The 24,594-nt window shown below is 46.6% G+C and carries 19 protein-coding genes and 2 pseudogenes; 14 read left to right on the top strand and 7 right to left on the bottom strand.

The features are described from left to right. The first annotated feature begins 202 nt into the window (after positions 1-202). From BJP35_RS12375 to BJP35_RS12365, 3 genes are all read left to right on the top strand, one after another. Positions 203-1,117: an ABC transporter six-transmembrane domain-containing protein gene (locus tag BJP35_RS12375; protein ID WP_086463231.1), complete on the top strand. Its 915-nt coding sequence runs from the start codon at positions 203-205 to the stop codon at positions 1,115-1,117. Positions 1,118-1,154: 37 nt separating this feature from the next. Next, positions 1,155-4,271 (top strand): multidrug efflux RND transporter permease subunit KexD, encoded by a 3,117-nt coding sequence (kexD, locus tag BJP35_RS12370; protein WP_086463230.1) that lies wholly within the window; start codon positions 1,155-1,157, stop codon positions 4,269-4,271. Between the two features lie 75 nt (positions 4,272-4,346). After that, entirely contained in the window at positions 4,347-4,883 is a 537-nt protein-coding gene (locus BJP35_RS12365; RefSeq protein ID WP_086463229.1) for a GNAT family N-acetyltransferase, read from the top strand. A 214-nt stretch (positions 4,884-5,097) separates the two neighbouring features. Here the strand turns inward: BJP35_RS12365 and BJP35_RS12360 are convergent, their stop codons facing one another. After that, on the bottom strand, positions 5,098-5,571 hold the full coding sequence (locus tag BJP35_RS12360) for a GNAT family N-acetyltransferase (RefSeq protein ID WP_086463228.1): 474 nt from the start codon (positions 5,569-5,571) through the stop codon (positions 5,098-5,100). A 230-nt stretch (positions 5,572-5,801) separates the two neighbouring features. On the opposite strand from BJP35_RS12360, the gene BJP35_RS12355 reads away from it, so the two are divergent. Both BJP35_RS12355 and BJP35_RS12350 read left to right on the top strand, forming a co-directional pair. Further along, positions 5,802-6,785, top strand: coding sequence for an alpha/beta hydrolase (locus tag BJP35_RS12355; RefSeq protein ID WP_086463227.1), 984 nt, complete (start codon positions 5,802-5,804; stop codon positions 6,783-6,785). A gap of 188 nt (positions 6,786-6,973) precedes the next feature. Continuing rightward, positions 6,974-7,514, top strand: a pseudogene (locus BJP35_RS12350) (integrase). Between the two features lie 54 nt (positions 7,515-7,568). On the opposite strand, the gene BJP35_RS12345 reads toward BJP35_RS12350, so the two are convergent. Then, positions 7,569-8,483 (bottom strand): DMT family transporter, encoded by a 915-nt coding sequence (locus tag BJP35_RS12345; protein WP_086463226.1) that lies wholly within the window; start codon positions 8,481-8,483, stop codon positions 7,569-7,571. A 103-nt stretch (positions 8,484-8,586) separates the two neighbouring features. Here BJP35_RS12345 and BJP35_RS12340 point away from each other — a divergent pair, with 103 nt between their 5' ends. Beyond that, a complete protein-coding gene (locus BJP35_RS12340) occupies positions 8,587-9,501 on the top strand; it encodes a LysR family transcriptional regulator (RefSeq protein ID WP_086463225.1) in 915 nt (304 codons plus the stop codon). A gap of 311 nt (positions 9,502-9,812) precedes the next feature. Here the strand turns inward: BJP35_RS12340 and BJP35_RS12335 are convergent, their stop codons facing one another. Next, positions 9,813-10,559, bottom strand: a complete 747-nt coding sequence (locus BJP35_RS12335) for an SDR family NAD(P)-dependent oxidoreductase (RefSeq protein WP_086463294.1) — start codon at positions 10,557-10,559, stop codon at positions 9,813-9,815. 72 nt (positions 10,560-10,631) lie between these two features. Continuing rightward, on the bottom strand, positions 10,632-11,321 hold the full coding sequence (locus BJP35_RS12330; protein WP_086463224.1) for a YafY family protein: 690 nt from the start codon (positions 11,319-11,321) through the stop codon (positions 10,632-10,634). Between the two features lie 1,310 nt (positions 11,322-12,631). On the opposite strand from BJP35_RS12330, the gene cspG reads away from it, so the two are divergent. The 3 genes from cspG to BJP35_RS12320 all read left to right on the top strand — a co-directional run bounded on the left by cspG (position 12,632) and on the right by BJP35_RS12320 (position 13,784). Then, positions 12,632-12,844: a cold shock protein CspG gene (gene cspG, locus BJP35_RS12325; protein ID WP_086463223.1), complete on the top strand. Its 213-nt coding sequence runs from the start codon at positions 12,632-12,634 to the stop codon at positions 12,842-12,844. A 160-nt stretch (positions 12,845-13,004) separates the two neighbouring features. After that, the gene (locus BJP35_RS24250; protein ID WP_143349627.1) at positions 13,005-13,244 is read left to right on the top strand and encodes a hypothetical protein; all 240 of its coding nucleotides are present in this window, start codon (positions 13,005-13,007) and stop codon (positions 13,242-13,244) included. A 327-nt stretch (positions 13,245-13,571) separates the two neighbouring features. Further along, a complete protein-coding gene (locus tag BJP35_RS12320) occupies positions 13,572-13,784 on the top strand; it encodes a KTSC domain-containing protein (RefSeq protein ID WP_086463222.1) in 213 nt (70 codons plus the stop codon). Between the two features lie 324 nt (positions 13,785-14,108). On the opposite strand, the gene BJP35_RS12315 is transcribed toward BJP35_RS12320, so the two are convergent. Beyond that, a complete protein-coding gene (locus BJP35_RS12315) occupies positions 14,109-15,131 on the bottom strand; it encodes a S66 peptidase family protein (RefSeq protein ID WP_086463221.1) in 1,023 nt (340 codons plus the stop codon). A 668-nt stretch (positions 15,132-15,799) separates the two neighbouring features. On the opposite strand from BJP35_RS12315, the gene BJP35_RS12310 reads away from it, so the two are divergent. Further along, positions 15,800-16,210 (top strand): hypothetical protein, encoded by a 411-nt coding sequence (locus BJP35_RS12310; protein WP_218778080.1) that lies wholly within the window; start codon positions 15,800-15,802, stop codon positions 16,208-16,210. 605 nt (positions 16,211-16,815) lie between these two features. Here the strand turns inward: BJP35_RS12310 and BJP35_RS12305 are convergent. Beyond that, positions 16,816-17,136, bottom strand: coding sequence for a hypothetical protein (locus BJP35_RS12305; RefSeq protein WP_086463220.1), 321 nt, complete (start codon positions 17,134-17,136; stop codon positions 16,816-16,818). 12 nt (positions 17,137-17,148) lie between these two features. On the opposite strand from BJP35_RS12305, the pseudogene umuC reads away from it, so the two are divergent. The 4 genes and pseudogenes from umuC to BJP35_RS12280 all read left to right on the top strand — a co-directional run. Further along, positions 17,149-18,072, top strand: a pseudogene (gene umuC, locus BJP35_RS12300) (translesion error-prone DNA polymerase V subunit UmuC); the annotation flags it as partial. 319 nt (positions 18,073-18,391) lie between these two features. Then, entirely contained in the window at positions 18,392-18,856 is a 465-nt protein-coding gene (locus BJP35_RS12295) for a PACE efflux transporter (protein ID WP_086463219.1), read from the top strand. Positions 18,857-19,726: 870 nt separating this feature from the next. Further along, positions 19,727-20,134 (top strand): NUDIX domain-containing protein, encoded by a 408-nt coding sequence (locus BJP35_RS12290; RefSeq protein WP_086463218.1) that lies wholly within the window; start codon positions 19,727-19,729, stop codon positions 20,132-20,134. Positions 20,135-21,301: 1,167 nt separating this feature from the next. After that, positions 21,302-22,303 (top strand): Kdo(2)-lipid IV(A) acyltransferase, encoded by a 1,002-nt coding sequence (locus BJP35_RS12280; protein ID WP_086463216.1) that lies wholly within the window; start codon positions 21,302-21,304, stop codon positions 22,301-22,303. Positions 22,304-22,331: 28 nt separating this feature from the next. Here the strand turns inward: BJP35_RS12280 and BJP35_RS12275 are convergent, their stop codons facing one another. After that, positions 22,332-23,864, bottom strand: a complete 1,533-nt coding sequence (locus tag BJP35_RS12275) for a cyclic diguanylate phosphodiesterase (protein ID WP_086463215.1) — start codon at positions 23,862-23,864, stop codon at positions 22,332-22,334. Positions 23,865-24,594 lie beyond the last annotated feature (730 nt).

The raw sequence follows: 24,594 nt of genomic DNA, 5'->3' as shown, positions 1-24,594 counted from the left end.
ATTCATTGTCAGCAAGACGAACGGCGTTGGACGTGACTACACACATCCTCCATAAACCGTCCATTAACGATTGATATCACAACGTTATACTTAACATATATTCTTTATCATCGCTGGATTATGCTGTTTCATTGAGACCTGAACTGGATAATTAAGCTGTGGCTAAATCGTTTTATTTTCCGATGCGAAATTCAACTTCATCATGATTTATAAAGACAAAAACAACGAGCCAACGGCCCCCGGGGTTGCTATCTCACTTAAGAACCTCGCCTGTCGCTACAGAAAGAAACTGTGCATTACTTTCCTGCTCGTCATTGCTGAAAACGTCGCATTCCTGCTCTATCCCGTTCTGGCGGGCATGGCGATAAATGCCATCCTTGCGGGGCAAACCTCACGTGCGGCCATTTATGGCCTGATGGTTCTGTTCATGTGGAGCATGGGAGCCGCCAGACGTAGCGTAGATACGCGAACTTTTGCACGGATCTACGCAAGTCTTGCGGTGACAGTAGTATTAGCTCAGCGAAAATATTCGCTCAGTCACTCGACGATCGCCGCGAGAGTCACCCTTTCCCGTGAATTTGTGGATTTCTTCGAGCTGCACCTGCCCGTATTGATCACCTCGATCATTTCCCTTTTCGGCGCAGCAATAATGCTGTTATGGATTGAGTTCTGGACAGGTATAGCCTGTTTGATCATCGTGGCAATACTGATGTGTTTTGTCTCAGGCTATGCCTGTAAAAATGAGATATTCTACAGACGGCTGAATAATCGCCTCGAGAAAGAGGTCGATTATGTTAATAAGGCGTCTTTGGGAGCCCTTAAACGGCATTATGACACGCTTGCCCGCCTGCGCGTGGTGTTATCCGACAGAGAGGCATGGGGGTATTTATCCATAGGCGTTCTGGTTTCTGCGCTCTTTTCCATGACCATTATCAGGATGAGCATGGAATCCGGAATTAATGCCGGACATATTTATTCCGTCATGACCTATATGTGGATGTTTGCAACAAGCCTGGATGACGCACCACAACTTCTTGAGAAATTTTCCCAACTCAGGGATATCGGTAAACGGGTTTCGACAAATGATGAGATTTCTTTATCAGAAAAACCATGCTGAATTTTTACCCTTTGTATGTTGACTGGAATTACATCTGATGCCGCACTTTTTCATTGAGCGCCCCATTTTCGCATGGGTTATCGCCCTGTTTATTGTTCTGACAGGAATATTGTCTATTCCTCGTTTACCGGTTGCGCAATACCCTGCCGTTGCGCCACCCGGCATTATCATTTCAGTAAGTTACCCTGGTGCCAGCCCGGAAGTTATGAACACGTCTGTCGTCTCTCTGATCGAACGTGAAATTTCCGGTGTTGACAATTTACTGTATTTTGAATCTTCCAGCGACACGACGGGGATGGCGTCGATTACGGTAACCTTTAAACCGGGAACCGATATCAAACTTGCCCAGATGGATCTGCAAAACCAAATTAAGATTGTGGAGGCTCGCCTGCCGCAGTCCGTAAGACAAAACGGGATAACGGTTGAAGCGGCTAATTCCGGTTTTTTAATGATGGTGGGTTTAACGTCTCAAAACGGAGCCTATCAGGAAGCTGACTTAAGCGATTATTTCGCCAGGAATGTGACGGATGAACTCCGACGCGTACCCGGTGTAGGGAAGGTCCAGCTTTTTGGTGGAGAAAAGGCGCTCCGCATATGGCTGGATCCGATGAAACTACACAGCTATGGACTGTCTGTTACGGATGTATTAAGCGCTATCAGTCAACAGAACGTGATTGTTTCACCAGGCAGAACCGGAGATGAACCTGCGACGAGCGGTCAGGGGGTGACCTATCCTATTACGATAAAAGGACAACTCTCTTCTGTTGACGAATTTCGCAATATCACGATTAAATCCCAGGTTTCCGCTGCCCGGGTGACGCTGGCAGACGTTGCCCGCGTGGAATCCGGGTCACAAAGTTATGCATTTGGGATCCGTGAAAATGGCGTCCCGGCAACGGCGGCAGCCATTCAGCTTTCTCCTGGGGCAAATGCGATAAGTACTGCAGCGGGTATCCGCGCGCGCTTAACGGAACTATCCGGTGTGCTTCCCGAAGGAATGACATTCACCGAGCCTTTCGATACGGCTCCGTTCGTTAAGCTATCGATATTAAAGGTGGTTGAGACATTTGTTGAAGCCATGGTTCTGGTCTTTTTCGTGATGCTGCTGTTTCTTCACAAGATACGCTGTACGCTTATTCCTGCGATTGTGGCACCCGTGGCGCTGCTCGGCACCTTCACCGTTATGTTATTAAGCGGCTATTCCATCAACATTTTGACCATGTTTGGGATGGTGCTGGCCATCGGGATTATCGTTGACGATGCGATTGTGGTGGTAGAAAACGTCGAACGGCTGATGGAAGATAAAAATATGTCTCCACAGGATGCGACGCGCGAAGCGATGCGTGAAATAACGCCGGCAATCATTGGTATTACGCTGGTGCTTACTGCGGTGTTTATACCGATGGCCTTTGCCAGCGGATCCGTGGGGATTATTTATCGCCAGTTCTCTATTTCAATGGCAACATCTATCTTACTGTCGGCATTCCTGGCCCTGACATTAACCCCTGCGCTTTGTGCAACCCTGCTCAAACCGCATGACCGACATCAGGGTAAAAGCAGCGCATTTTCAGCGTGGTTTAACGCGCACTTTCATCGTCTCACTGCGTTTTACACTACTGGGCTGAGTTTTGTTTTAAAGCGTACCGGCCGGATGATGATGATCTATGCCGCACTATGTTTGTCATTGTTTGCCGGTCTTTCATCCCTACCTTCATCATTTTTACCCGATGAAGATCAGGGCTATTTTATGTCATCAATTCAACTTCCTTCTGATGCCACGATGCAGCGGACGCTTAAGGTCGTCGATCGCTTTGAAGATGAAATTGCCCGCCGTGAGGCGGTGGAAAGTAACATCATGATACTGGGATTTGGTTTCTCAGGATCAGGTCAAAACTCGGCCATGGCATTCACCACCCTCAAGGACTGGAAGCACCGTAAAGGTATCACCGCACAGGATGAAGCCGACGCTATACAGTCACAAATGGCCAACGTGCCGGACGCGGTGACGATGAGTCTGCTGCCTCCGGCAATTTCCGATATGGGAACCTCATCCGGATTTACGTATTACTTACAGGACAGAGGCGGGAAAGGCTATCGGGCACTCAAGAAGGCGGCCGATGAGCTTGTTGTACAAGCAAATCAAAATCATCAGCTTGCCGATGTCTACATTGATGGGCTTGGTGAGGGAACCAGTCTCGCCCTGCAAGTCGACAGGGAAAAAGCGGAGGCCATGGGCGTGTCGTTTGATGAGATTAATCAAACCATTTCCGTTGCGACAGGTTCTAATTATGTCAATGACTACACCAATAATGGCCGGGTTCAGCAGGTTATCGTCCAGGCGGATGCGCCTTACCGGATGCAGCCAGAACAGCTTTTGGCCCTGTCTGTCAGAAACCGTCTCGGGCAGATGCTTCCGTTATCGACTTTTGTGACGCTTTCGTGGAATGTTGTCCCACAGCAGTTGAATCGCTATCAGGGGTATCCTGCGATACGCATAACCGGAAGTGCCGCGCAGGGAAAATCGTCGGGCACCGCCATGGCGGCGATGGACAAACTGGCCGAGCAGCTGCCGCAAGGTTTTGCAGGAGAGTGGGCGGGGAGTTCGTTACAGGAAAAGGAGTCCGCATCTCAGCTTCCGGGTCTTATTGTGCTCTCAATACTGGTGGTATTTATGGTGCTTGCTGCTCTTTACGAAAGCTGGTCCGTCCCCTTCGCGGTAATGCTTGTTGTTCCTTTAGGGCTGCTCGGCGCTGTGCTGGCCGTGTCCGTTACGAATATGTCGAATGACGTCTTTTTCAAGGTGGGCCTGATAACCCTCATTGGCCTTTCCGCCAAGAATGCGATTCTGATCATCGAATTCGCGAGGCAATTGATGAATGAAGGAAAGCCCCTTATTGATGCGACATTGACGGCTGCAAAGCAACGCTTACGGCCAATACTGATGACTTCTCTGGCTTTCACATTAGGCGTGGTTCCGCTGATGCTTGCCAGGGGGGCCAGTGACAGCACGCAGCATGCGATTGGTACCGGTGTATTCGGCGGGATGATTAGCGGAACGCTACTGGCCATTTTCTTTGTTCCGGTATTTTTCGTGACGATCACACACTTTACTGGCATGCGTAAAGACAGATCGGGGAATAGCCGGAACGGCTAATCTCTGCCCTGTGTTCCGGCCAGTTTAAAGGAGACTTCTTGCTGAACTGGCTGGCATTACATTATCAAGGACATTATGAATATCATTGCCACTCAAAGGTTACTCATTCGCCCTTTTAAGGGAGAGGATGCGGCAGCACTTTTCGATTATCTCTCTTCACCACGTGTTCCCTGCTTTCAGGATGAAAAGTTACATTCACTGGCCGAGGCGGAGGTCGACGTGGCTAAACGGGCCACTGATCCAACACAATTTGCCGTTTGTCTAAAAGAAACCGATACGTTAATCGGACATCTTTTTGCGGACAATAGCAGCGAGCCAGACAGCAATACCTGGTCAGTAGGCTGGCATTTTAATCAACGTTATGAACGTCAGGGATATGCGAGCGAGTCAGTTGCTGCACTGTTTGATTATTTATTTAAAGTAAAAGATGCCAGGCGTTTGTATGCCTGGGTAGAAGTTTACAATCTGGCCTCTCAAAAACTCTGTGAACGTTTGTATATGCGACATGAAGGTTGTTTTAAAGAGTTTGTCTCCTTTGAAAACGAGGATGGTAAGGCAAGATATGACGACACAAATATCTATGCTTTATTGTATAAAGAATGGACAAAGTAGAAGGTTATGAAAAATGTTTACTCTTCTCTCATAACAGACCTTCTGACCTGCTCCCGGTGATTCAAGACACCTTGATGTAAGCAGACATTGCGAACTTCCGGTTCTCACTCGGAGTGCACCTTCAGCGCCACCGCCCAAGTCTACTCTGTGCCAGAAGCGGACACTGCAAACTCAGGAGTAAACTGGCCAGCCCGGAGATCAATATGAGCATAGGTCAGGCGGGATTTTTTACATTGGTATAAATATCCGGCCGGGTAATACTCCATGCATAGTTTTCCCGATTAACGGGTTCGTATCCAAATTTTTGATAGAGCCAGGGAGCTGTTGTTGTAAACAACATGATTCTGCGAAGCTTATCAAAGACGGGATGGTGATGTATGCATTGCATCATCCATCTTCCCAGCCCTTTTCCCTGATATTCCTCAAGAATATATACATCACAAAGATAAGCGAATGTAGCGTAATCTGTTATCAAACGGGCGAAACCTATCTGGGTTTCATCATGATAAACGCCGAAATTAAGACTGTTTTCTATTGATGCCTCTACAATGGACAGATCAATCCCGTTAGCCCAGGTTGACCTCGTCAGATAGCAATGGATAGCCTGTACATCCAGTTTTTCCCTGTCTGTACTCACCAGGTAGTTATCCTTATGCCACTCATGCTTTTCTGAAATGCTCACGGACATACCTGCTTATAGGGTTATGGAAAACCTGACCTTATCACTTGATGTAAAATCATGCTATCAGTGCTGCATTCGCAATATCTAAAGCTTGCTGCTGGTATCAATGAGGCATTACGTCCGCTCAACGCTCACAGTGGACGTTACTGATGCCACAGATGCATTATTCAATGGAGAGAAGGTCATATTTCTAATATAAATTGACAGGTACGCAGAGTCTTACAGGAAAATCACTGATGAATATTACCTCCTCTATTGCCCTGTTGAGCGCTTGCCCATTTACGAGGCTGCGCGGAGCGCCGGTGGCTTTTTCCGAAACCGTCCTGGATGCCGCTGGGCCAAAGGGGCCTTTAAAAGGTACGTTCCGCACTCCAAATTCAAAACCAACTGCCGTTGTTCTTATCGTTCCTGGCTCCGGTCCAACCGATCGGGATGGAAACAACCCTCTGGGTGTGAATGGATCACCTTACCGACTTCTTGCTGAAGGCCTGGCTGCAAAAGGCTTTGCAACGCTTCGTATCGATAAACGTGGAATGTTCGATAGCGCAATGGCCGTAGAGGATGCCAATGCAGTGACGATTGCTGACTATGTTGAAGACGTTCGAGCATGGGTAAAAGTGCTGAGACGTGAAATGCACACTCCCTGTATTTGGGTTTTAGGACACAGTGAAGGAGGCGTCGTCGCACTTGCCTCGGCTCAAGAACAGGATGTATGCGGTGTGGTTCTTATCGCAACGCCCGGGAGACCGATGGGCGAGGTGTTAAGGGTGCAACTTAAAGCTAATCCGGCAAATGCGTTGTTATTAAATGAGGCATTGCCGATTATTGATGCTCTGGAGCATCAGCGGCGGGTCGATACAACGAATATTCATCCAGCACTGCAAAATCTCTTTAATCCTGAGGTTCAGGGATTTTTGATCAATGCATTTTCATATAATCCAAGTCTGCTCATTTCCACCATTTCCAAACCCGTGTTAGTGCTACAAGGACAACGAGATCTACAGGTGAAAGAAACGGATGCAAGAATGCTTAAGGCCGCGAATCCTCAAGCGTCCCTGATTATACTGCCCAATATGAACCATGTTATGAAAGAGGTGACGTCAGGAGATCGCAAGGCGAATATCGCTTCATACGCTGAACCCGCGCTCCCTTTAGCTCCCGGTTTAATCGACGCTATTGAACATTTCCTTACCCACAACTCACATTTTCCCGAAAAGTAACAACTGCTCTGGTCCTGGTGTCCTGCCAAAAAATTTACGTTTAAAGAGTTCAGCATGCTTTAAAGCATTCGTCTGCTTATCGTTCATATGGAACAACCATATTTACATCTCCTGACCCAATGGAGATTGAGCACGACAACATCCCCTGGAACAAGGACCGGATTATTGGGTAGAAACGGCTTCTTCAGATTTTTCATATCGGAGGAATACGTATCCGACTTGAGCTGGAAGGAAAAGGACGCGATTTAGCGCTGTTTAACATGGCTCTGGACAGTAAACTTCTGGGCTGTGATCTGTTTGAGTTAAAAATTTCTGATGGGCCTAGGGTCACTCTGTTTCGGCCAGAGCGACAGTGCTGCAGCCAAAACGGGAAGCCCTGTTTAGTTTGAACTGACTTAAGGAACCAGAAAGGCTGTAGCAGCGTGGATCAAAATGGCTCATCGATGTAGTAGGGGCTATGTGTTCAAATCCAGCGTCGGTTCTTCACGACACATTTCAACCAGATACAATAATCGTATTTTCATGGATGGATTGAGAGGCATGGTATCGACGAGACGCTTTACCGTACGCATTCTGTACGCAGAACCAGACCATATTTTATCTATAAAAAACCAAGAATCTCCGGGAGAACCAACTTCTCTTGGGCCAGAGGAACGGGAAAGCATAGTCCGCTACCCGGGCATTGAAGTAGACGATGCCCCGGAGATACCAGAGCCGATTGAAGTCTAACCTGCTAGGGCTGCAACAGCAGCCTGTGCCAGAAGTGGAAGTAGTGTGTTTCGTTTATGACTTGATAGCCTTGAATGCTGGTTTCGCGGATTTGCCTGAGCAGAGTGCAATACCACAGACTATCAACAGCGCGCTGATCAGATGATATAAATGTAATGGCTCACTGAGAAACATCACGCTGAATAAACCACCACTCAGCGGGATAAAATGGGAAAACACTTCTCCACGCGTCGCACCAATCGCCTGAATACCTTTATTCCACAACAAATACGAGAGCCACGAGGGAAAAACAATCAGGTACAGCAGACCAATAACTAAACCGCTGTGACTAAATTCGACAAGGGGCGGAATACCATTTTTTAACACAGAGAAACTCAATATTGGAAGAAGCACTATAGCACCTATCGTCGCGCTGACGGCCACAAACGCATTTCCCCCCACTTCATGAGGTTTAAGACGCAGAAATGCGCAATATACCGCCCAGCTTGCTGCAGATGCCATCGTCCACAGATCGCCACGATTGAGATGCTTCAGGGTATCCAGATGCCATATATCCCCCTGCATCACCAGCCAGACCACACCGAAAGAGCTGATAATAACCCCGACGATATTCTGAAATTTAATTTTTTCTTTGAAAATAGTTATATTGATCAGTAAAACCAATGACGGAGTCGTAGACAAATAAATGGCAGCATTAAGCGAGGAAGTATATTTCAGGCCAATGTACAGCGTCAGTGGAAATAATACCTGCCCACACAAAGCCAGGAAGGTAATTATGTGAAAAGAACGTTGCATAACACTCCATTGCCTACAAATCTGCCTGTAATAAAGCGCTACCAGCAACAAGGCAGTGAATATCCAGCGAGCAGAGGATAACAGAACAGGGTCAACAAGACTGACTAACAGATGTCCTACCACATAATTCCCGCCCCAAAAGCACGCGGCGAGAGTGAGTAATAAATACGGCATAGCTGTCCCCCCTTAATAGTATATTTTTGTTCCCTGGAACATTACCGTGATGAAAATGGAGATGCTAATATAAAGTTTTGCTCAGATGGCATCGTTTTAAACTATGAAATTTACCCTCAGGCAACTTGAATTTTACATAGCATTAGCAGAAACATTGCAAGTTTCTAAAGCAGCCAGCCGTTGTCACGTTTCGCAGTCTTCCATGACTGTCGCGTTACGGAATCTGGAGGAGGTACTTAATGCACAGCTCTTTCTGCGTCAGCCAAAAGGGATCCGGCTCACTTTGGCGGGAGAACGCTTTCTGACGCATGCCCGCACGATCATCAGCAACAGCCACATCGCCCTGGAGGATTTGCATTGCCAGCCAGAAACGACTACCGGAAAAGTACGGATAGGGATAGCTCAGACGCTTTCGGCTTACTTGTTACCGGAGATGTTGAGTGACATTGAAAACCGTTTCCCCTTACTGGAAATTGACTATTTCGAGGCCACTGCTCCTGACCTGCTGGCTGCCCTGCGTCAGCATCAGATTGATTTTTGTCTAATGCTTACTTCGAACATTCAGCGCGACAGTGACCTGGAGGTCGAAACCATTATTCGATCGCTACGCCAGCTGTGGATCTCCCCGGGACATGCTTTGCTGAGTCAGTCTGTCATCCGCCTGCGGGATCTTGTGAAGCTGCCCTTTTTGATGCTCGAAACCGATGAATATCCCACAGTGATCACCCATGTCTGGCAGCACGCTGGCTATATGCCCTCCATCCACTTTCGAAGTAACTCCTTTGAAGCCGTTCGCAGCCTCGTGGCCCAGGGCAACGGTATCACGATCTTATCCGATCTGGTCTATCGCCCCTGGTCGCTAAACGGTCAGCGCGTCATTCGTCGGACGATTGAAGACTGTATCACCTACATGGACGTCGGCGTGGTCACCAACGCCGGACAACCGCTGTCAGCCCCAGCTCAGCGATTTAGGGATTTTTTACGTTCGCTGATTGTAAGACTTGAGGGTAAGAATTAAGTGTGTTGTTAAAAGCCCGTTAAGGGAAACGAATGAATAGTAACAGCTTCGGTGGTCATCCTTTAAGTTAGCGGGTTAATGATAATTTCTGTTCCTCACTGACGGCGGACCTGTAGCACAGCAAGCCCGTCCGTTTCGTGCCAGCAGAGGAGGTCTTAACTCTACAATGGGTCAATCAAAGGGGAACAGGTCAGAAATATTGTTATCAGCAGCCCCACAGCGGAAGCGTTAACTATATAATCTGAGGTGCCCATTGAGATTACCGCTTTGGTGAGGCAATTCTTACAGTGTAAAAGGGCTTGAGAGGCATTTTACTCGGCTAAATAGCCACCATCTATTGGATAAACGCCTCCGGTACAGAATGCTGAATTATCTGACAGCAAAAATAATATGAAGTCTGCTATTTCTTGCATTTTTGCCATCCTTTTCATAGGGTGGCTATTTGCGAAACTATGTACGATATTATCCGGAAATTCACTCATTCGTGGGGTTTGGACATAGCCCGGAGCGACTGCATTAATTCGAATGCCTTTCATTGCAAATTCTAGCGCTGCGGTTTTAGTTAACCCGATGATACCGTGTTTAGCCACGGTGTAAGGTGCTAATCCTGGAATGCCAACCAGACCATTTACTGCCGATAAATTAACTATAGAACCGCCATGTTTCATCATCTCAGGTATTTCATATTTTAGGCAGTAAAAAACGCCACTCAATGAGGTGGCAATCACATTATTCCAGTTGTCAACTGTCTGCTCTGTTATGTTTTTACCATGTTCACCTGTTAAGCCTGCATTATTTACAGCATAATCAAGTCTGCCGAAATGTTTGATAACCTCATCTATCATTTGCCGTACTTGTTCGGGCTGTGACACATCACAACCGATCCCCAGCGCTTGTTGCCCCTGTGAAGATAATTGTTGCGCTTTTTGTTTAGCCTGCTCTGAGGAGCGGGAGACAATCACGACCTTCGCGCCATGTTTGTGTAATTGCTCTGCGACTGCCTCACCGATACCTGTAGTGCTTCCTGTTATGACAGCAACTTTATTCTGGAAATTCATAATACCCCCCCTATGAAGTAGCATTGAGTCTTTCATCGGGGTTAGTATACAAGTTAGTTGTGACAGTTTTTGTCAGTACTCTGTCTCTTCACAGATCCCTTCTTTTAATCTCCATTTCTTCAATAAAACTGTCCTGCTTTCACTATATATAGAATCCAGTTGTACCAGCTCTTCAATTTTGTCAGATCTAAAATGACGAAAATCATTTCTCATCTCACACCATGCAACTAAAAGCCAGCATGACTCCATATATACCAGTCCTATGGGCCATATGACACGGGCAGAGTAAGTATCTTTCTTGTCACAATACTTTATCTTTATTCTCTTTCGCTTTTTAATAGCATTGCGGATGTCCTCAAAAAATATCTCATTATTTTCTGAAGGACCAATCAGATAAGATTGACTCTCAATAAGGTTTTTTAATTCAGCGGGAATGACAGCGTGGATTTTGGCCAGTGCATTCCTTGCGTTTTTTTTGAAATCAAAATCCGTATTATGAGATACCCAATTTAATCCAAGTGTAATAGCATTGATTTCTTCATGAGAAAGATTTAAGGGTGGCAAATGAAAGTCAGACTTAACGATATAACCAATTCCAGCACTACCTTCAACACACAGGCCTTGATGCTGTAGCGTCCTTATATCTCTGTAAAGGGAGCGCACACTTATTCCTAATCTTTCAGAAAGTGTGGACGCAGTGATCGGATATCTTTGCGCCCTTAATATCTGTAGTAATTCGAGAAGCCTTTCAGTTCTGGTCATGTTGATAAATCCATCTAGATTCTGAGACGAAATCTTAAAGCATCTGTTGTATACGCATCTTAGTACAGAGTAAGCGTAAACGCTTACGTTGAACTTCCCGATTGATAAATACAGCGCTATGTCCATAATGCGTCGATCGGCGGTAAAGATGAGTATAACAGTCCGCCCCGTGCCAGAAGCGGATGTTGTCTCCTTTACCAGTCAGTCGTGGTTCCGTCGGGTCAATCATGTTCCCCAAAACAGACTGGAAAAAAACGTATAGGATCTTTAAAACCCGCACCCTTTAGCACTTCAAAGACAGTCTCGTCCGATTGCAGTGGTTCTGCCTCCTGTAAAATTTTGTTCAAGTAGATTTGCAGGAAACTAACATTTCCACCAGCGTTAACCGCAGAGTAAGCGGTTTGGTTGTTGGCAAGGGAAGGGCAAAGCGTTCGCTTAGCGCCACTGGCGGTCGTTGCCTTGAGTAGCGGGATGCAGCGCGGTCACAATTGCTGTTAATAAAACCATGTTTTAAAAAACAGTATTGACCTGAAACCTCAAATAAGTAAATTAGTACTCAGCAGCACAATGTAAGTGATCAGTAACTCATTAAGTAGAAATGATTTTTGGTTAAACCATTTTGCTTTACAGGCCACGAAGTTTGTTGTTTGGGATGCAGTTCGCTTTCAGGCCTCGTAGTGATTGTGCTGATTCGCAAAATGGTGGTGTGAGCGCGACGATGTAAGGCCTTGTTTTTAGTTGATGCTGACGGTTTCATTTTTTTGTTGATAACCGTATCAGCAAAGGGCAACGCATCAAAGAGTATATGTCGCGATGGGGAATGTGCTTGTTTACGTTTCAACGCTTAGGTTTTGAAAACGAGGGCTGTATATAACGAGATAAATAGAGGGAGGTTTTTTGCTATTAATGCCCAATATTATCTGTAGTGAACGTGTACATTTGAAAGCAGTCTAAATAGCAGTATCACTTTATAAGTCCATTAATGTTAAATCTGAAGTCTGTAGTACCTTAAAAGCCCTGGCTGCAATGGTCAGGGCTTTTAAGATTACTCACCTCTATGAATTGTAAGTTTTCCCAACAGATTACTGACAAAAATAATCTTGCTTATCAACTCATATGAGTCCACGATACGTCATCGGTTTGGCATACAGACCTTATGAAAGCAGTTTTAGTAAAGCAGTCCTCATTTCAAGCGTTCTCCTGAGATACTCTTCTGCATGAGCCTCCTCCTAAGTGCCCAGTAAGTCCTCATCTGCAAGCAGGCCATGTTCGCCACAACGTGTGGCTAAAGAAAATTTAAGGAAGTATCTATGTCGAATAAAATGACTGGTTTAGTAAAATGGTTTAACTCTGAGAAAGGTTTCGGCTTCATTACGCCAGCTGACGGCAGCAAAGATGTTTTTGTTCATTTCTCTGCCATTCAGAGCAACGAGTATAAAACGCTCGACGAAGGCCAGAAGGTTGAGTTCTCGATAGAGAACGGAGCTAAAGGTCCGGCTGCCGGAAATGTTGTTGCACTTTAATTGCGATAATGACACAGACGCTTACGACAGCGATGACGGCACTGGCCTGAGCAGATAAGTGAACGTGATAAAAAAACCCGCCCTGAGCGGGTTTTTGTGTTTCAGGGATGGCATGCAACAAAGATGACGATCATTTTACTGCAGTTGCTGGAGTGAAAAAATGAAACCAAAGAGTGCAAATCCAATGATGGTGACAAAAAGAAAGCCGATGAGTAATTTCCAGCCCAACACCCTTCCTCCTTCCGTCTGTTTAATCAGCCTGATAAATAATAATATTCATGATGCACAGGTCAACCGGTGCGGGTGTTTTTCAGAACAAGCAGTATCCGTGACTTTCCCAGGAAGTCTTTTTGCCTCTCTTACGTCATTACCTGATAAAGACCATATATGGCAATCGTGAATTAGGTCCCATCAGATTTTGCAGTACTGGCAGGAGGTTACCCGGCCATTCGAGGAGACTGGATAGATGTGATTCGTCGCATTTTGTGGTGTGTTCGTTGTATAGCTATACCAGGAAGCGCGTACCGTGCCCCATAAACCGGGCGCGTGCGGTCAGAGTGAATAGCTGGATTTGCTTCAGGCAGTCTCCGCTCCTCAGCACAGGGGGACTCACATTGTCTGCGTTATGGCTTACTGACAAATAATAAAATAATTTTGTGAAACAACCCTTTGAGACCTATGCGGGTGTACTATGGGTTAGCAAAGATGTTAATAATGAGGAAATAATATGCACTTTCAGAAAGTCATTTCATCACGAATCAAATCCATAAGTTATTTTTCATCTGAAAAAGTGCTGGAGGTGGCTTTTGTAGATTCCGCTACCTATCAGTACATTAAAGTGTCTGAAAAAACCCATAATGACTTTCTAACGGCAAAATCCAAAGGCCGTTTTTTTGAGGGTGTTATTAAAGGTAAATACCTTTGCCGAAAAACTGGATGAGTCTTTAAAGGCGATAGCCTGACAAAAGCAAAAGCCCCAACAAGTGGCCGGGCTGGTAAGTTTAGAATTTACGGCACGCATTCCATGTGAAGAACAAAATATTACCGGATATACACGATAACCAGGAATCTCCGGGGGGGGCCAACTTCTGTTGGGTCATAAGATGCTGAAAAGCATAGTCCATTATCTGGGCACTGAAGTCGATGATGCGTCAGTGATCCCTGAATCGATTGAAGTAAAGGTTGTCAGTGCGGCAACCGCAGCGCTGTGCCAGCAGTGGATTTGGACTTTTACTGAGCATCGCGCTAGTCAATGGGCCACAGATTAACGTAAATACTGCTCTGTAATTGCGACAGTACGACTGTCAAAATCGATTCTCAATGAAACACCAAGCGGCAGTGTCAACATTGGATGCGTATGGCAACAATCAAAACCGTCTATCAGCGGTAAAGGCTTATCCGCCAGTACCTCCAGTAATACATCAGAAGGCTGGCGCCCGCTGCCTGCATCATCAAATAACTCATGCTTACCCAGAATAATTGCACTGACTTTATCAAATATGCCGTTCAGTTTGAGCATGGAAAAGGAACGTTCCACAGTAGCAATATCCTTCAGGCTATCTTCGATAAACAATATATCTCCGTCCTGAATTTCAGGCATCCATTTGCTTCCCATAATTCCGGAAAGCGTATCTAGGTTGCCACCTATAACCCGGCCTTCGACTCTGCCCGTTCCCAGAAATCTACAGTTGTTTTCATAAAGGTTTTTGTTTCTGAGGGGTTCAATGGTGTCCCAGTTAAGGCACTCATCTGTCCATTTTTTTGGAAGAGTATAACAATACGGGCCTGTGTGTGACTGCATCAGTACTTCGCAGAAGGACTGATAAGTTTCATCTACTAAAGGAGGAAATTCACCAAAAGAAGCAACCAGTGCCGGACCATAAAATGTAACCAAACCTGTTATGGCAAAAATCCCTGCAAGAAGAGCTGTTGCATCGGAATAACCAATGATTATCTTTGGGTCTTGTATCAGAGCCTGGTAGTCAAGATATGGCAGAAGTGAGTTACTGTTATTTCCACCAATGGTAGACATGATGCAGCGGACATCAGGGTTACGAATGAGCGTATTGAGCTCTTCAGCCCGGTCTTTAATTGTACCTGAGCGGTAGAAATCTGACTGGCCCGTCAGGGTACCACCTGTAAGCTGAAATCCTTTCTGTAGAAGGAAAGATTTTGCGCGATTAAATCGGTTAGGTGCCGTTGCAGTTACAGGAGAGGATGGGGAAAAAAAACCTATAGTATCACCAACTTTTAAAGACGAAGGCAGCAGCACCTGTTTAAAACACATGTCACTTTGTCCTTTGGCTGAATTGTTTGAATATTAATCAGGTCAGTCAGTTTGGGAACAACAATCTCCCTATTAAACAGGGATTACGGGGGCAGACCAAACGCTGAATTGCTGCGCCCGAATGCTGAATACAGCTATTCATGGAAACTACCACAAGGAGAAGATGTAAGAAATATGAAGAAGAAAGTTTTGCCATCTGCCAGAAGGGTATAAAGGCCTAATTTTCACTGTGGCACCTTTTAGACTCAGATCTCCGGACGTGGTGGTCATGGCGAGTTTGCCTGTCAGATAACGCGAATTTTGCACGCCAGGGCGACCTCTCTGTGTTCAGTCGCACATAACTGCATGCAAAAGGGGGGGAACCCAACAATACCCCGCCTCAGAGGAGGCTGTTGGGAAGGGCGTTAATCATGAAGCGAAGAGCGTATATTTTGCCCCTCTTGTCGCGCCGGGCGTGATGTATGAAGACCGGCCATTGAGGGAACGCGATGGCTCCTGTTCATGAAACGACGGGAAGAACGGAAATTCTGATAAAATAGTAGTTTAATGTCATCGTGCTGACTGTCATTGCCTGTGTGGTGTTAGCTCATCGCACGGATCCGAACCCATGACTCAGCCCCGGTGGGGGGAGCTCGCACTCCCAAAACAGCTGAAGCAGGAATAAAAAGATGAATGGATATAAAACGATGATTGCAGCCCTGGCGCTGGTGGCTGGCGCAGTCAGTGCCCAGGCAATCCCGAATACCACTGGTAACACGACTTACGGCAGCGCCGGGACCAGTACGAAAAAAATCGGCAACACGACCTATGTCAGGGATGACCACGGCAATACCACATCATACAACAAGGTCGGTAGCACGATTGTGGGAAGCGACGGGAGCACGATGAAAAAGATCGGCAACACGACCTATGTCAGGGATCGCCACGGCAATACCACGACATACAACAAGGTCGGTGGCACGATCGTTGGCAGCGACGGCAGTACCATGAAAAAAATCGGCAATACAACCTACATTAACGACGGCCACGGCAATATAACGAAATGTAACGTGGTTGGCTCATCGACGTACTGCAAGTAAGCTGAACGTCTACCGGATACATCAGCAACCCACAGTGATCAGTAAGGAAGGCGATCGAAGAATTTCCCCCTGGCTGCAGGATGTGTACTGTCCGGTTGTGTAAGCCATACCCAAAAAGATCACAACCGAAGCTCGTTGCAGTCGAGGCACCATAGTCTGCGCGTTACACCGATCCGCAGCTATGCAGGCAGAGGATGACATGGAGTCGTTGTTCAGCATTAACCCGTCGTTTCACCTGAATTGTATGAAAGTCATCGCCGCGTCCAGGCAATAAAAAAGGATCGCCACCCGTAAGTTAATCGTTACTGCCGGTACGCTGAAAAGGCAGAACAGGCCACACCAGCACGTCCTTAAGCTCCTGGCAAAAACAGACGAGGGCATTACAGGCGTCTCAGTTTCAATGCTCTTTTTATCGATGTTTCTTCGGCGTTGGTATTCTTCGCATCAGGGGCAGGTAGAGCCTTGCACTGGAGAGCCTAACAACAAGCGTAAGTAGCAAATCGTAAGAAAAAGCAGTGTATTCAGTAGGATACAAAAAATCCTTCATCATCATAAGGATGAAGGATTTTATGCGGGATATCTTGAGCGCTCAATTGATAAGCAGATTAGACTCTTTTATGGCTTTTGAGCACGCCATTGCTGTCGAAGATGAATAATATGTTTGCACCCAGGCCATTCTGGCATATCACCCCGTCCGTATTCACCTTGTCAGTTATACCCTGGCAAGCCATGTTACTGACGTAAGGCTTGATCTGGCATTTGAGTGTTTTGCCATCCTCGATCACGAGGTGACTATTATGGATTTCGCTCGTTACCGGGTCCGGGCATGTTCCTTCACCCCAATTAACACCATGATGTTTTTCAAAAGCTGAACATCCTTGAAGTAATAATGCACCCGCTATCAAAGTAATAAGATGAACCTTCATTTTTTTAACTTCCTGTTCGAATTTGGTAAAGAGATCCGCACAACGGTGCTGAAACATACTCACCTGACGGTCGGTGTCGGGATAGCGCAAACAAAAACGTTAGCTAAGCTGGCCAATCATGCCGCCAAAAAATGGCACCGGCAGACTGGGGGAGTCGTGGATCTCTCAAATGTTGATCGCCAGCGCCGGCTGCTGGCCCTGGTACCGGTGGAAGATGTCTGGGGCGTTGGCAGGCGGATCAGTATAAAGCTTCATGCGATGGGCATCAAAACGGCGCTGGATCTTGCTGAGCAAAGTACGTGGACTATTCGTAAACATTTCAATGTGGTACTGGAACGAACGGTACGCGAACTCCGGGGTGAGCCTTGCCTGGCTCTGGAAGAGTTTGCTCCAACGAAGCAGGAGATCGTGTGCTCACGATCTTTTGGTGAGCGTATCATTGACTACGAGGAAATGCGGCAGGCGGTGTGCAGCTATGCTGCGCGAGCGGCTGAGAAATTACGTGGAGAGCATCAGTATTGTCGCTTCATTTCTGTCTTTGTGAAGACTTCTCCCTTTGCGTTAAACGAGTTGTATTATGGTAACAGCGCTTCTGTAAAATTACTTACGCCAACGCAGGACAGCAGAGATATCATTCATGCTGCGGTGAAATGTCTGGACAAAATCTGGAAGGAAGGGCATCGCTATCAGAAAGCCGGTGTCATGCTGGGTGACTTTTTCAGTCAGGGTGTCGCGCAGCTGAATCTTTTCGATGATAACGCGCCGCGTCCGGGTAGCGAAAAATTAATGGCAGTTATGGATCAACTGAATACCAGAGAAGGCAGAGGAACACTGTACTTTGCAGGCCAGGGGACCCGCCCATCGTGGCAGATGAAGCGCGAGATGCTTTCTCCCCGGTATACGACAAGGTTATCGGATCTACTCGTTATCCGGTAAAACCAGGTCCTGCCCCTCAGGTGTTTGACGAATCTCAGCGAGATGACAACTAATGACCGCGGAGAGTTTCCTGAGCTAGGATCCTGTAGACAGTCCCGCACTTAGAAAAGTACCTGTGCTGGCGAACACTTATTTTGGCATAACGTTGCCCTTTAAACATAGCCAGATGCCCGTTGCCAGTAACATGGTGCGTGTCACTGCCATTCCATGAGATTTAGCATTGGCAGGATAAAGTACACGGGCAACAGTGCCATACGATTTAAGAAATATTGAAGTGTGAGTGATAGTATAAAGGCAACTGAAACGCGTAGATACGTATATGGAAATTGAACTGAATAAGAGTGTTAAAGAAAGAATATTTCATGCGGTGTTGTTTGAAGTCATTTCAAACGTCATTATTGCTTTTTCTCTGGCCTGGATTATGAACGTTTCGGTCCTGACATCAGGATCGCTTTCAGTCATTTCGGCACTCACGGCTACGGCGTGGAATTTTATATTTAATAAGATTTTTGATGAGTTACAAAAAAAATATCATTTTAGGCGTACTTTTGTAGTGCGAGCCCTGCATGCCGTTGGCTTTGAGACCGGACTGATTGTCGCGTTACTTCCGGTTGCCATGTTCATTCTTGATTTGTCCGTTGTCGAGGCATTCTTTGTCGAGATCGGCTTAGTGTTGTTCTTTCTCCCCTATACAGTGCTATTCAACTGGATCTATGATTATCTGCGTTGGGTTTGCGTAGGACGAAAAGTGATTACTGCCGGGAAAGATGCCAGACAGCCATGAATCATCGCTGTTAGTGGGGAAGGGGCTAAAGAAACCGACATTACGGTTTTATCTCAGGCCAAGTAGCCCTTTTCATCGTTGAGTCAGCGATGGCTGTCGCCTGCGTACGAAAGGACCTTCTGTGTTGTAAATCGTTAACCCTCAGACACTGTGCCAGATATCATCAGATGCCGATCGTCTCTACCCGCATATACTGCCTGCCAGTAATGGAGCGGAAATGCTCAGATAACTCGCGTCTGTGCTAAGAAATGGCATATCAACTAAGGGCAGGCCACACTGTTCGCCAAATTAAAACCGCTTTGAGGCCCAGGCATCTGAAGAAAATGGGAGGCATATCTTTCATCCATCGTCGTCAAAGGAAGCGTTAGTCCAATGACTCGTTCGCGTGGCTTCCTGACAAGGGCATCACAGAAGTAACCCTGCATTGTGCTTCAGCAATTCCGTTATTGCATCAGGCTTTAACGTTGAAATGCATTTTGCCAGCCTTAAGGTAAAAAAATCATGGTTATATCAGTGAGAAAAACAAAATTTTCATTTCTGGCTGAACCCTGCTGCCTGCTGCCTGCTGCCTGCTGCCTGCTGAACGATGAGTGTGAGATGAGGGGCTGATTTTATTTTACGACACTGGATTTGTCCTGCTTCTGTTCAGCTGAACGAAGACCTAAGGCTAGAGCCTTTGTGCATTTTATGATTGCATTTTATACAGTAAGGACGTGCGTGGACGATATCCGCTGTGACGGAAGATGACTTTTGAGGTGATTTCACCTGGCCATTCTGATGTAATGTTGTTTTAACGACGCGCAGAAATGATGAAGATTCTGTCGTCAGTTTTAAGCCGGGAATGACCTTAATCTGAAGGATATAAGCGTAGTGAAAACTCAAAGTGAAATTCATATTGCTGCGGCCATTATTACGGATGCCGAAGGACGTTGTTTACTGGTCAGAAAACGCGGTACGCCATACTTCATGCAGCCAGGAGGGAAACAGGAAGCCGGTGAGCTTCCGGAAATGGCACTTATGCGTGAGCTTCAGGAAGAACTTAACTTTATTGTTTCCTCTGAAGAACTGGTGAAGGTGGGGCATTTCAGGGATCACGCTGCAAATGAGCCCGGGCATATGGTATGTGCCGAAATTTTCGCGATATCAACAGAAAAAACAGATTTTGAACCGACAGCAGAAATTGAAGAAGTCATCTGGTATCAGCCTGACCAGCCTCAGCACCTGAAACTTGCCCCCCTTACAGAAAATCACCTTCTGCCTTTGCTGAAGAGCCGGTAAAAAAGTGCGGGCCGCTTCTGTTACACAGAGGAGCAGGTATAAGCACCGTGAGAAAGGGAAGGTGATATGCAGCGATAAAAACTGCATCTCGCCTGCGTACTTTATCTTTAAGGACGATTACGGCTCTCTTCGGCTTTTTCGGATAGGATTAACCTTGATAGTCCAGGGCAACGTTCTGCCAGCAGGGGAGCAGTGGTCCGGAATTCGCCTGATAAAGCTGAATACAGATGTTTCAGGACAAATCCTGGCTGTGGTTCTTCGCTTGTCTTTGCTTATACAGCTATATTCATATTCAGCATTTGATAATGCTCTCGATAGAATAATTATATTGTCGTGGGGGTTCTCCCACATTGCAGAGACAGCTGCATGACCCTGACCAACAGCGCATCGTTGGTCTTTTTTTGGTATTTATCATCCATCCTTTTATATCTTTGTATCGTGCCAAACCCTCTGCCTGTGTTGTCGCTGGAGGGGAGATAGCTGATTGTGCAGCCACCCGAATGAAAAAACATCTGTGCCTGTTACTTCCCTGATCTTGTGATCGAACTGACTCTGAAAAATCAGCATAAACGCTTCGTCAGACTACAACGTTCAATGGTCGTGTCACGTAAATAATGAATGAACATTAAGTCAGAAGTGTGCTATTTCTGAAATGGAAAACGGCATGTACCTGTCCTTGACCCTCCCCCTAACAACCAAATCTTCCCCCAAATATTATCTGGTTATCTGGTTATCTGGTTATCTGGTTATCTGGTTATCTGGTTATCTGGTTATCTGGTTATCTGGTTTTTGAGACCCTATGCCCGCAATCGCTTTTGGATAATGCGTGAATCAGTCGCACATCGGATGTGCAAATAAACCATAATCGATAAGAGTGAAGTCATTTGACCAGTAACCATCACAAGTTCCTCCGCGGAAAATGAACATAACTTGCTAAAATAAAACACATATTCTCGCTTGTGTATACGCACGGTTTTCTAAAAAACTATCTCGTGACAAATCGACAATGACTGTATTCTCCACATGATTACCAGAGCCCTGTTTCGCAAAAAAAGCCAAAAAAAACCTGATTCAGCCCTTATAATTCTCCTCCCCAATGCATATGGATAACGACGAACCCCGACACAGAAAAAATGAACGACTGAATGGTTAAAAGGATAATTAGTCATGACAAAATTACCTCAATTCTCCTCTGCTTTTATTCATCCCCGTTACTGGCTAAGCTGGGCGGGTATTGCGGCGCTCTGGGTCGCGGTGCAGTTACCTTATCCATTTTTGCTTAAAATGGGCCATACGCTTGGCCGGCTGGCCATGCGTCTTTTACCCCGCCGTGTTGATATTGCCCGCCGGAATCTGGCTCTTTGCTTTCCGTTGATGAGTGATGAGGAACGTGAGACATTGCTGGTGCGAAATTTTGAATCGGTCGGGATGGGGGTGATTGAAACCGGTATGGCATGGTTCTGGCCAGACAGGCGAGTACGTAAACATTTCAGTGTTAGCGGCTATGAGCATATGGAAAAGGCCCGGTCGAGAGGGAAGGGTGTGGTACTCATCGGGATGCATTTTCTGACGCTGGAGCTCGGGGCACGTATATTTGGCATGCTGAATCCCGGGATTGGGGTTTATCGTCCAAACAATAATCCTCTGCTTGACTGGCTGCAGACCCGTGGCCGCATGCGCTCTAATAAATCCATGCTGGATCGTTATGACCTGAAAGGGATGATACGGGCGCTAAAGCAGAATGAAATTCTCTGGTACGCACCTGACCATGACTATGGCAGAACCAACAGCGTGTTTGTACCCTTTTTTGCCGTTCCGGATACCGCCACCACTGCCGGGAGTTACATGCTGGTCAAAAGTGCCAGTCCGGCCGTTATTCCGTTTGTACCGCGACGTAAAGCGGATGGCACAGGTTACGAGCTGCTTATTCTCAACGATATCAGTGACACACTCAGGGGAGAGGGTAAAGAAACGGTCGCGGCACGTATGAACCAGGCAATAGAGCAGGCGGTCATGATGGCGCCGGAGCAATATATGTGGCTGCACCGTCGGTTCAAAACACGCCCCGCGGGACAGCCGAATTTGTATGCCAGAAAGGAACAGGCAGCGGACGTGAATACGACGTTTTCTTCCGGCAGGCTGACAGATGATGTCAGTCCGCAGTCCTGACTGCCTGAAGGATGGCCACACGCGGTTTTCAGCTCATATCCTGTTGTCGCCTGTACCACGCGTAAAAATCAACCGCGGGAAGGGGACGGGCATAAAAATACCCCTGAACATAAGGTACACCGTTTGCTGTCAGCCAGTCTGCCTGTTGGGCTGTGCTGACTCCTTCAGCAATGGTTGCGAAGCCCAGTCGTTTGCTCAGACCGATAATCGTATCCAGAACGGGCGTATCGGCACCGGCAAAACTCAGGGTATCGATAAAGCTCTTATCGATTTTCAGGTAATCCACAGGCAGAGTCTGAAGGACATTCAGGGAGCAGTAGCCGGTTCCGAAATCATCTACCGCTACGCGACACCCTTTTTGCCGAAGCTCGTTCAGTTTGTTGGCAGCCGTACGGGTATCTTCAACCAGTGAACGCTCCGTGATCTCCAGTAACAGCGTAATCGACGGGTCGAGCGGAACCCAGAGGCGCAGTACATCTGTCACAAATGTCTTGTCAGCTAAATGCGCCGCAGCAATGTTGACACCGAGATGAAAGGGGGCAGTGACTTGCCAGTTTTGGATATCCTCTGCAATCAGAGTAAACAGATGCCGGGTGAGGCTGATGATCATGCCATTTTCTTCCGCAGCACTGATGAATACCGCCGGAGAGATGGTACGTCCGTCTTCGCGTTGCCAGCGCATCAGGGCTTCGGCACCGGTGCATTTGCCGGATGTCGTTTCGCACACCGGCTGATAATGAACATAAAACTCCCCTTCAGTTATCCCTTTCCTGATTTCTTCCGCCAGAGACATCTTTCTTGATTGCCAGCGTCGTATTAAAAACAATACAGTCAGAGACAATAGAACTGATAGCGGCCCCAGAAACAGCATATTACGCAGGAAATAGTGGCGAAGCGACAACAGTGGGGTCTCAATTTCAAGCTGTGCCTGACTGAAAGCAGAACTGAATTTTGCCTTAAAGAAGTTGCCGTGTAGGCCTGTTGTTTCTGGCATCATAATAACGGGACCGTCGCTGAATCGTAATTTCAGCACCGAATGATTTTCATCATCCAGAGATTCCATCAGGTCTGTAAGATATCTTGCGTCCACCACGCTGAACGCTGTCATGTGGTTGCCTGCAGGTAACGCGAAGATGATCGCCTCCTGCCCGGGTACCGCACTAGTACCTGCGATAGCCGTTATCCTGATATCCTTCGTATGTGCAAAAATTCGTGTTCCGTAAACCGCTAAGACATTCTTTGTTGTGGAGCCTGTGACAGAAGAACATATGAGAATATCATCCTGTACTATACCGGTACTGCGAATATAGGGCGTTAGAGCACCTGTGGCCGTCATCTTATCAAGGACTGTTTCGCAGGGCTGAGCTGCCATGTCGCGGGTGACGAGAGTAGCATGCCGAGCAATGGCAGTAACATGATCGACCTGACTCATCAGAATATCCGCTATTATCGATATATCTCGTTTAAGCTGTCTCACTGCCATTCCCCCTGACAGCAAGGTAAACAACAACGCAGGGAGAAAAATGCTAATAACCAGTGTTTTCTTACTCAGTCTTCTCATCGCTCTCACTTAATTATTTAGACTTATCAAACACCGTTAAACAGGTTTCAGCAAGATGCTGATTTGAATAAACCCCGTCAGTTTTTCGTCTGTACTTTGACAAGACATCTGCGATGAGTGGCTATTAACCTTCGTCCTGCCACAGCTAATAGCGACAATGACTGTTGCCAAAGAGATATATTCAGGTCAAAGGTAAGGTTGATACGTAATGATATTACAGCATGGCATGAATAAACAGGAGCATTAGTCCAGAGCACTACACCTTATCGCAGGAAGTCTGGTCATCGCCAGCGATTTGGAAACAGCAGCAGGCTACAACTGATGTAAGCGTTAATAGTGCTTTATCGAAACAGGTACTCTCGGACCAGTTGGGACGTTCGCCATACTGCATCCACAATGTTCTCATTGTACGTTGCGAGTGCTCATGTCAGAACAAAGAAAAGCCCCTGTATCTTATTTTGCCAGAACCAGCAAAAGCCTAATGCCGGCGATTATCATTAGTTACAACATACATATTGCGAGCCAAACTTACGCACCTGTAACTCGCTCATGATTCTGTTACCCAGAGCCCCTCTCTAACGCCTTTTTCAGACCTGAGCAAAGCGGAAACACCTGAGAAAAACCTATCCTCTGCAAAGCGCCGCCGCCCCGGCCCGAAGGGCCGGAAAGACCTTGCTGTAATATTATGGATGTTGTAACTACACATTGCCGTTGCTGTCGTGAAAAGAAG

The sequence above is a fragment of the Enterobacter sp. J49 genome (assembly GCF_002148625.1).
Taxonomy (GTDB): domain Bacteria; phylum Pseudomonadota; class Gammaproteobacteria; order Enterobacterales; family Enterobacteriaceae; genus Enterobacter; species Enterobacter ludwigii.
This window is presented reverse-complemented; position numbering and strand designations above follow the sequence as displayed.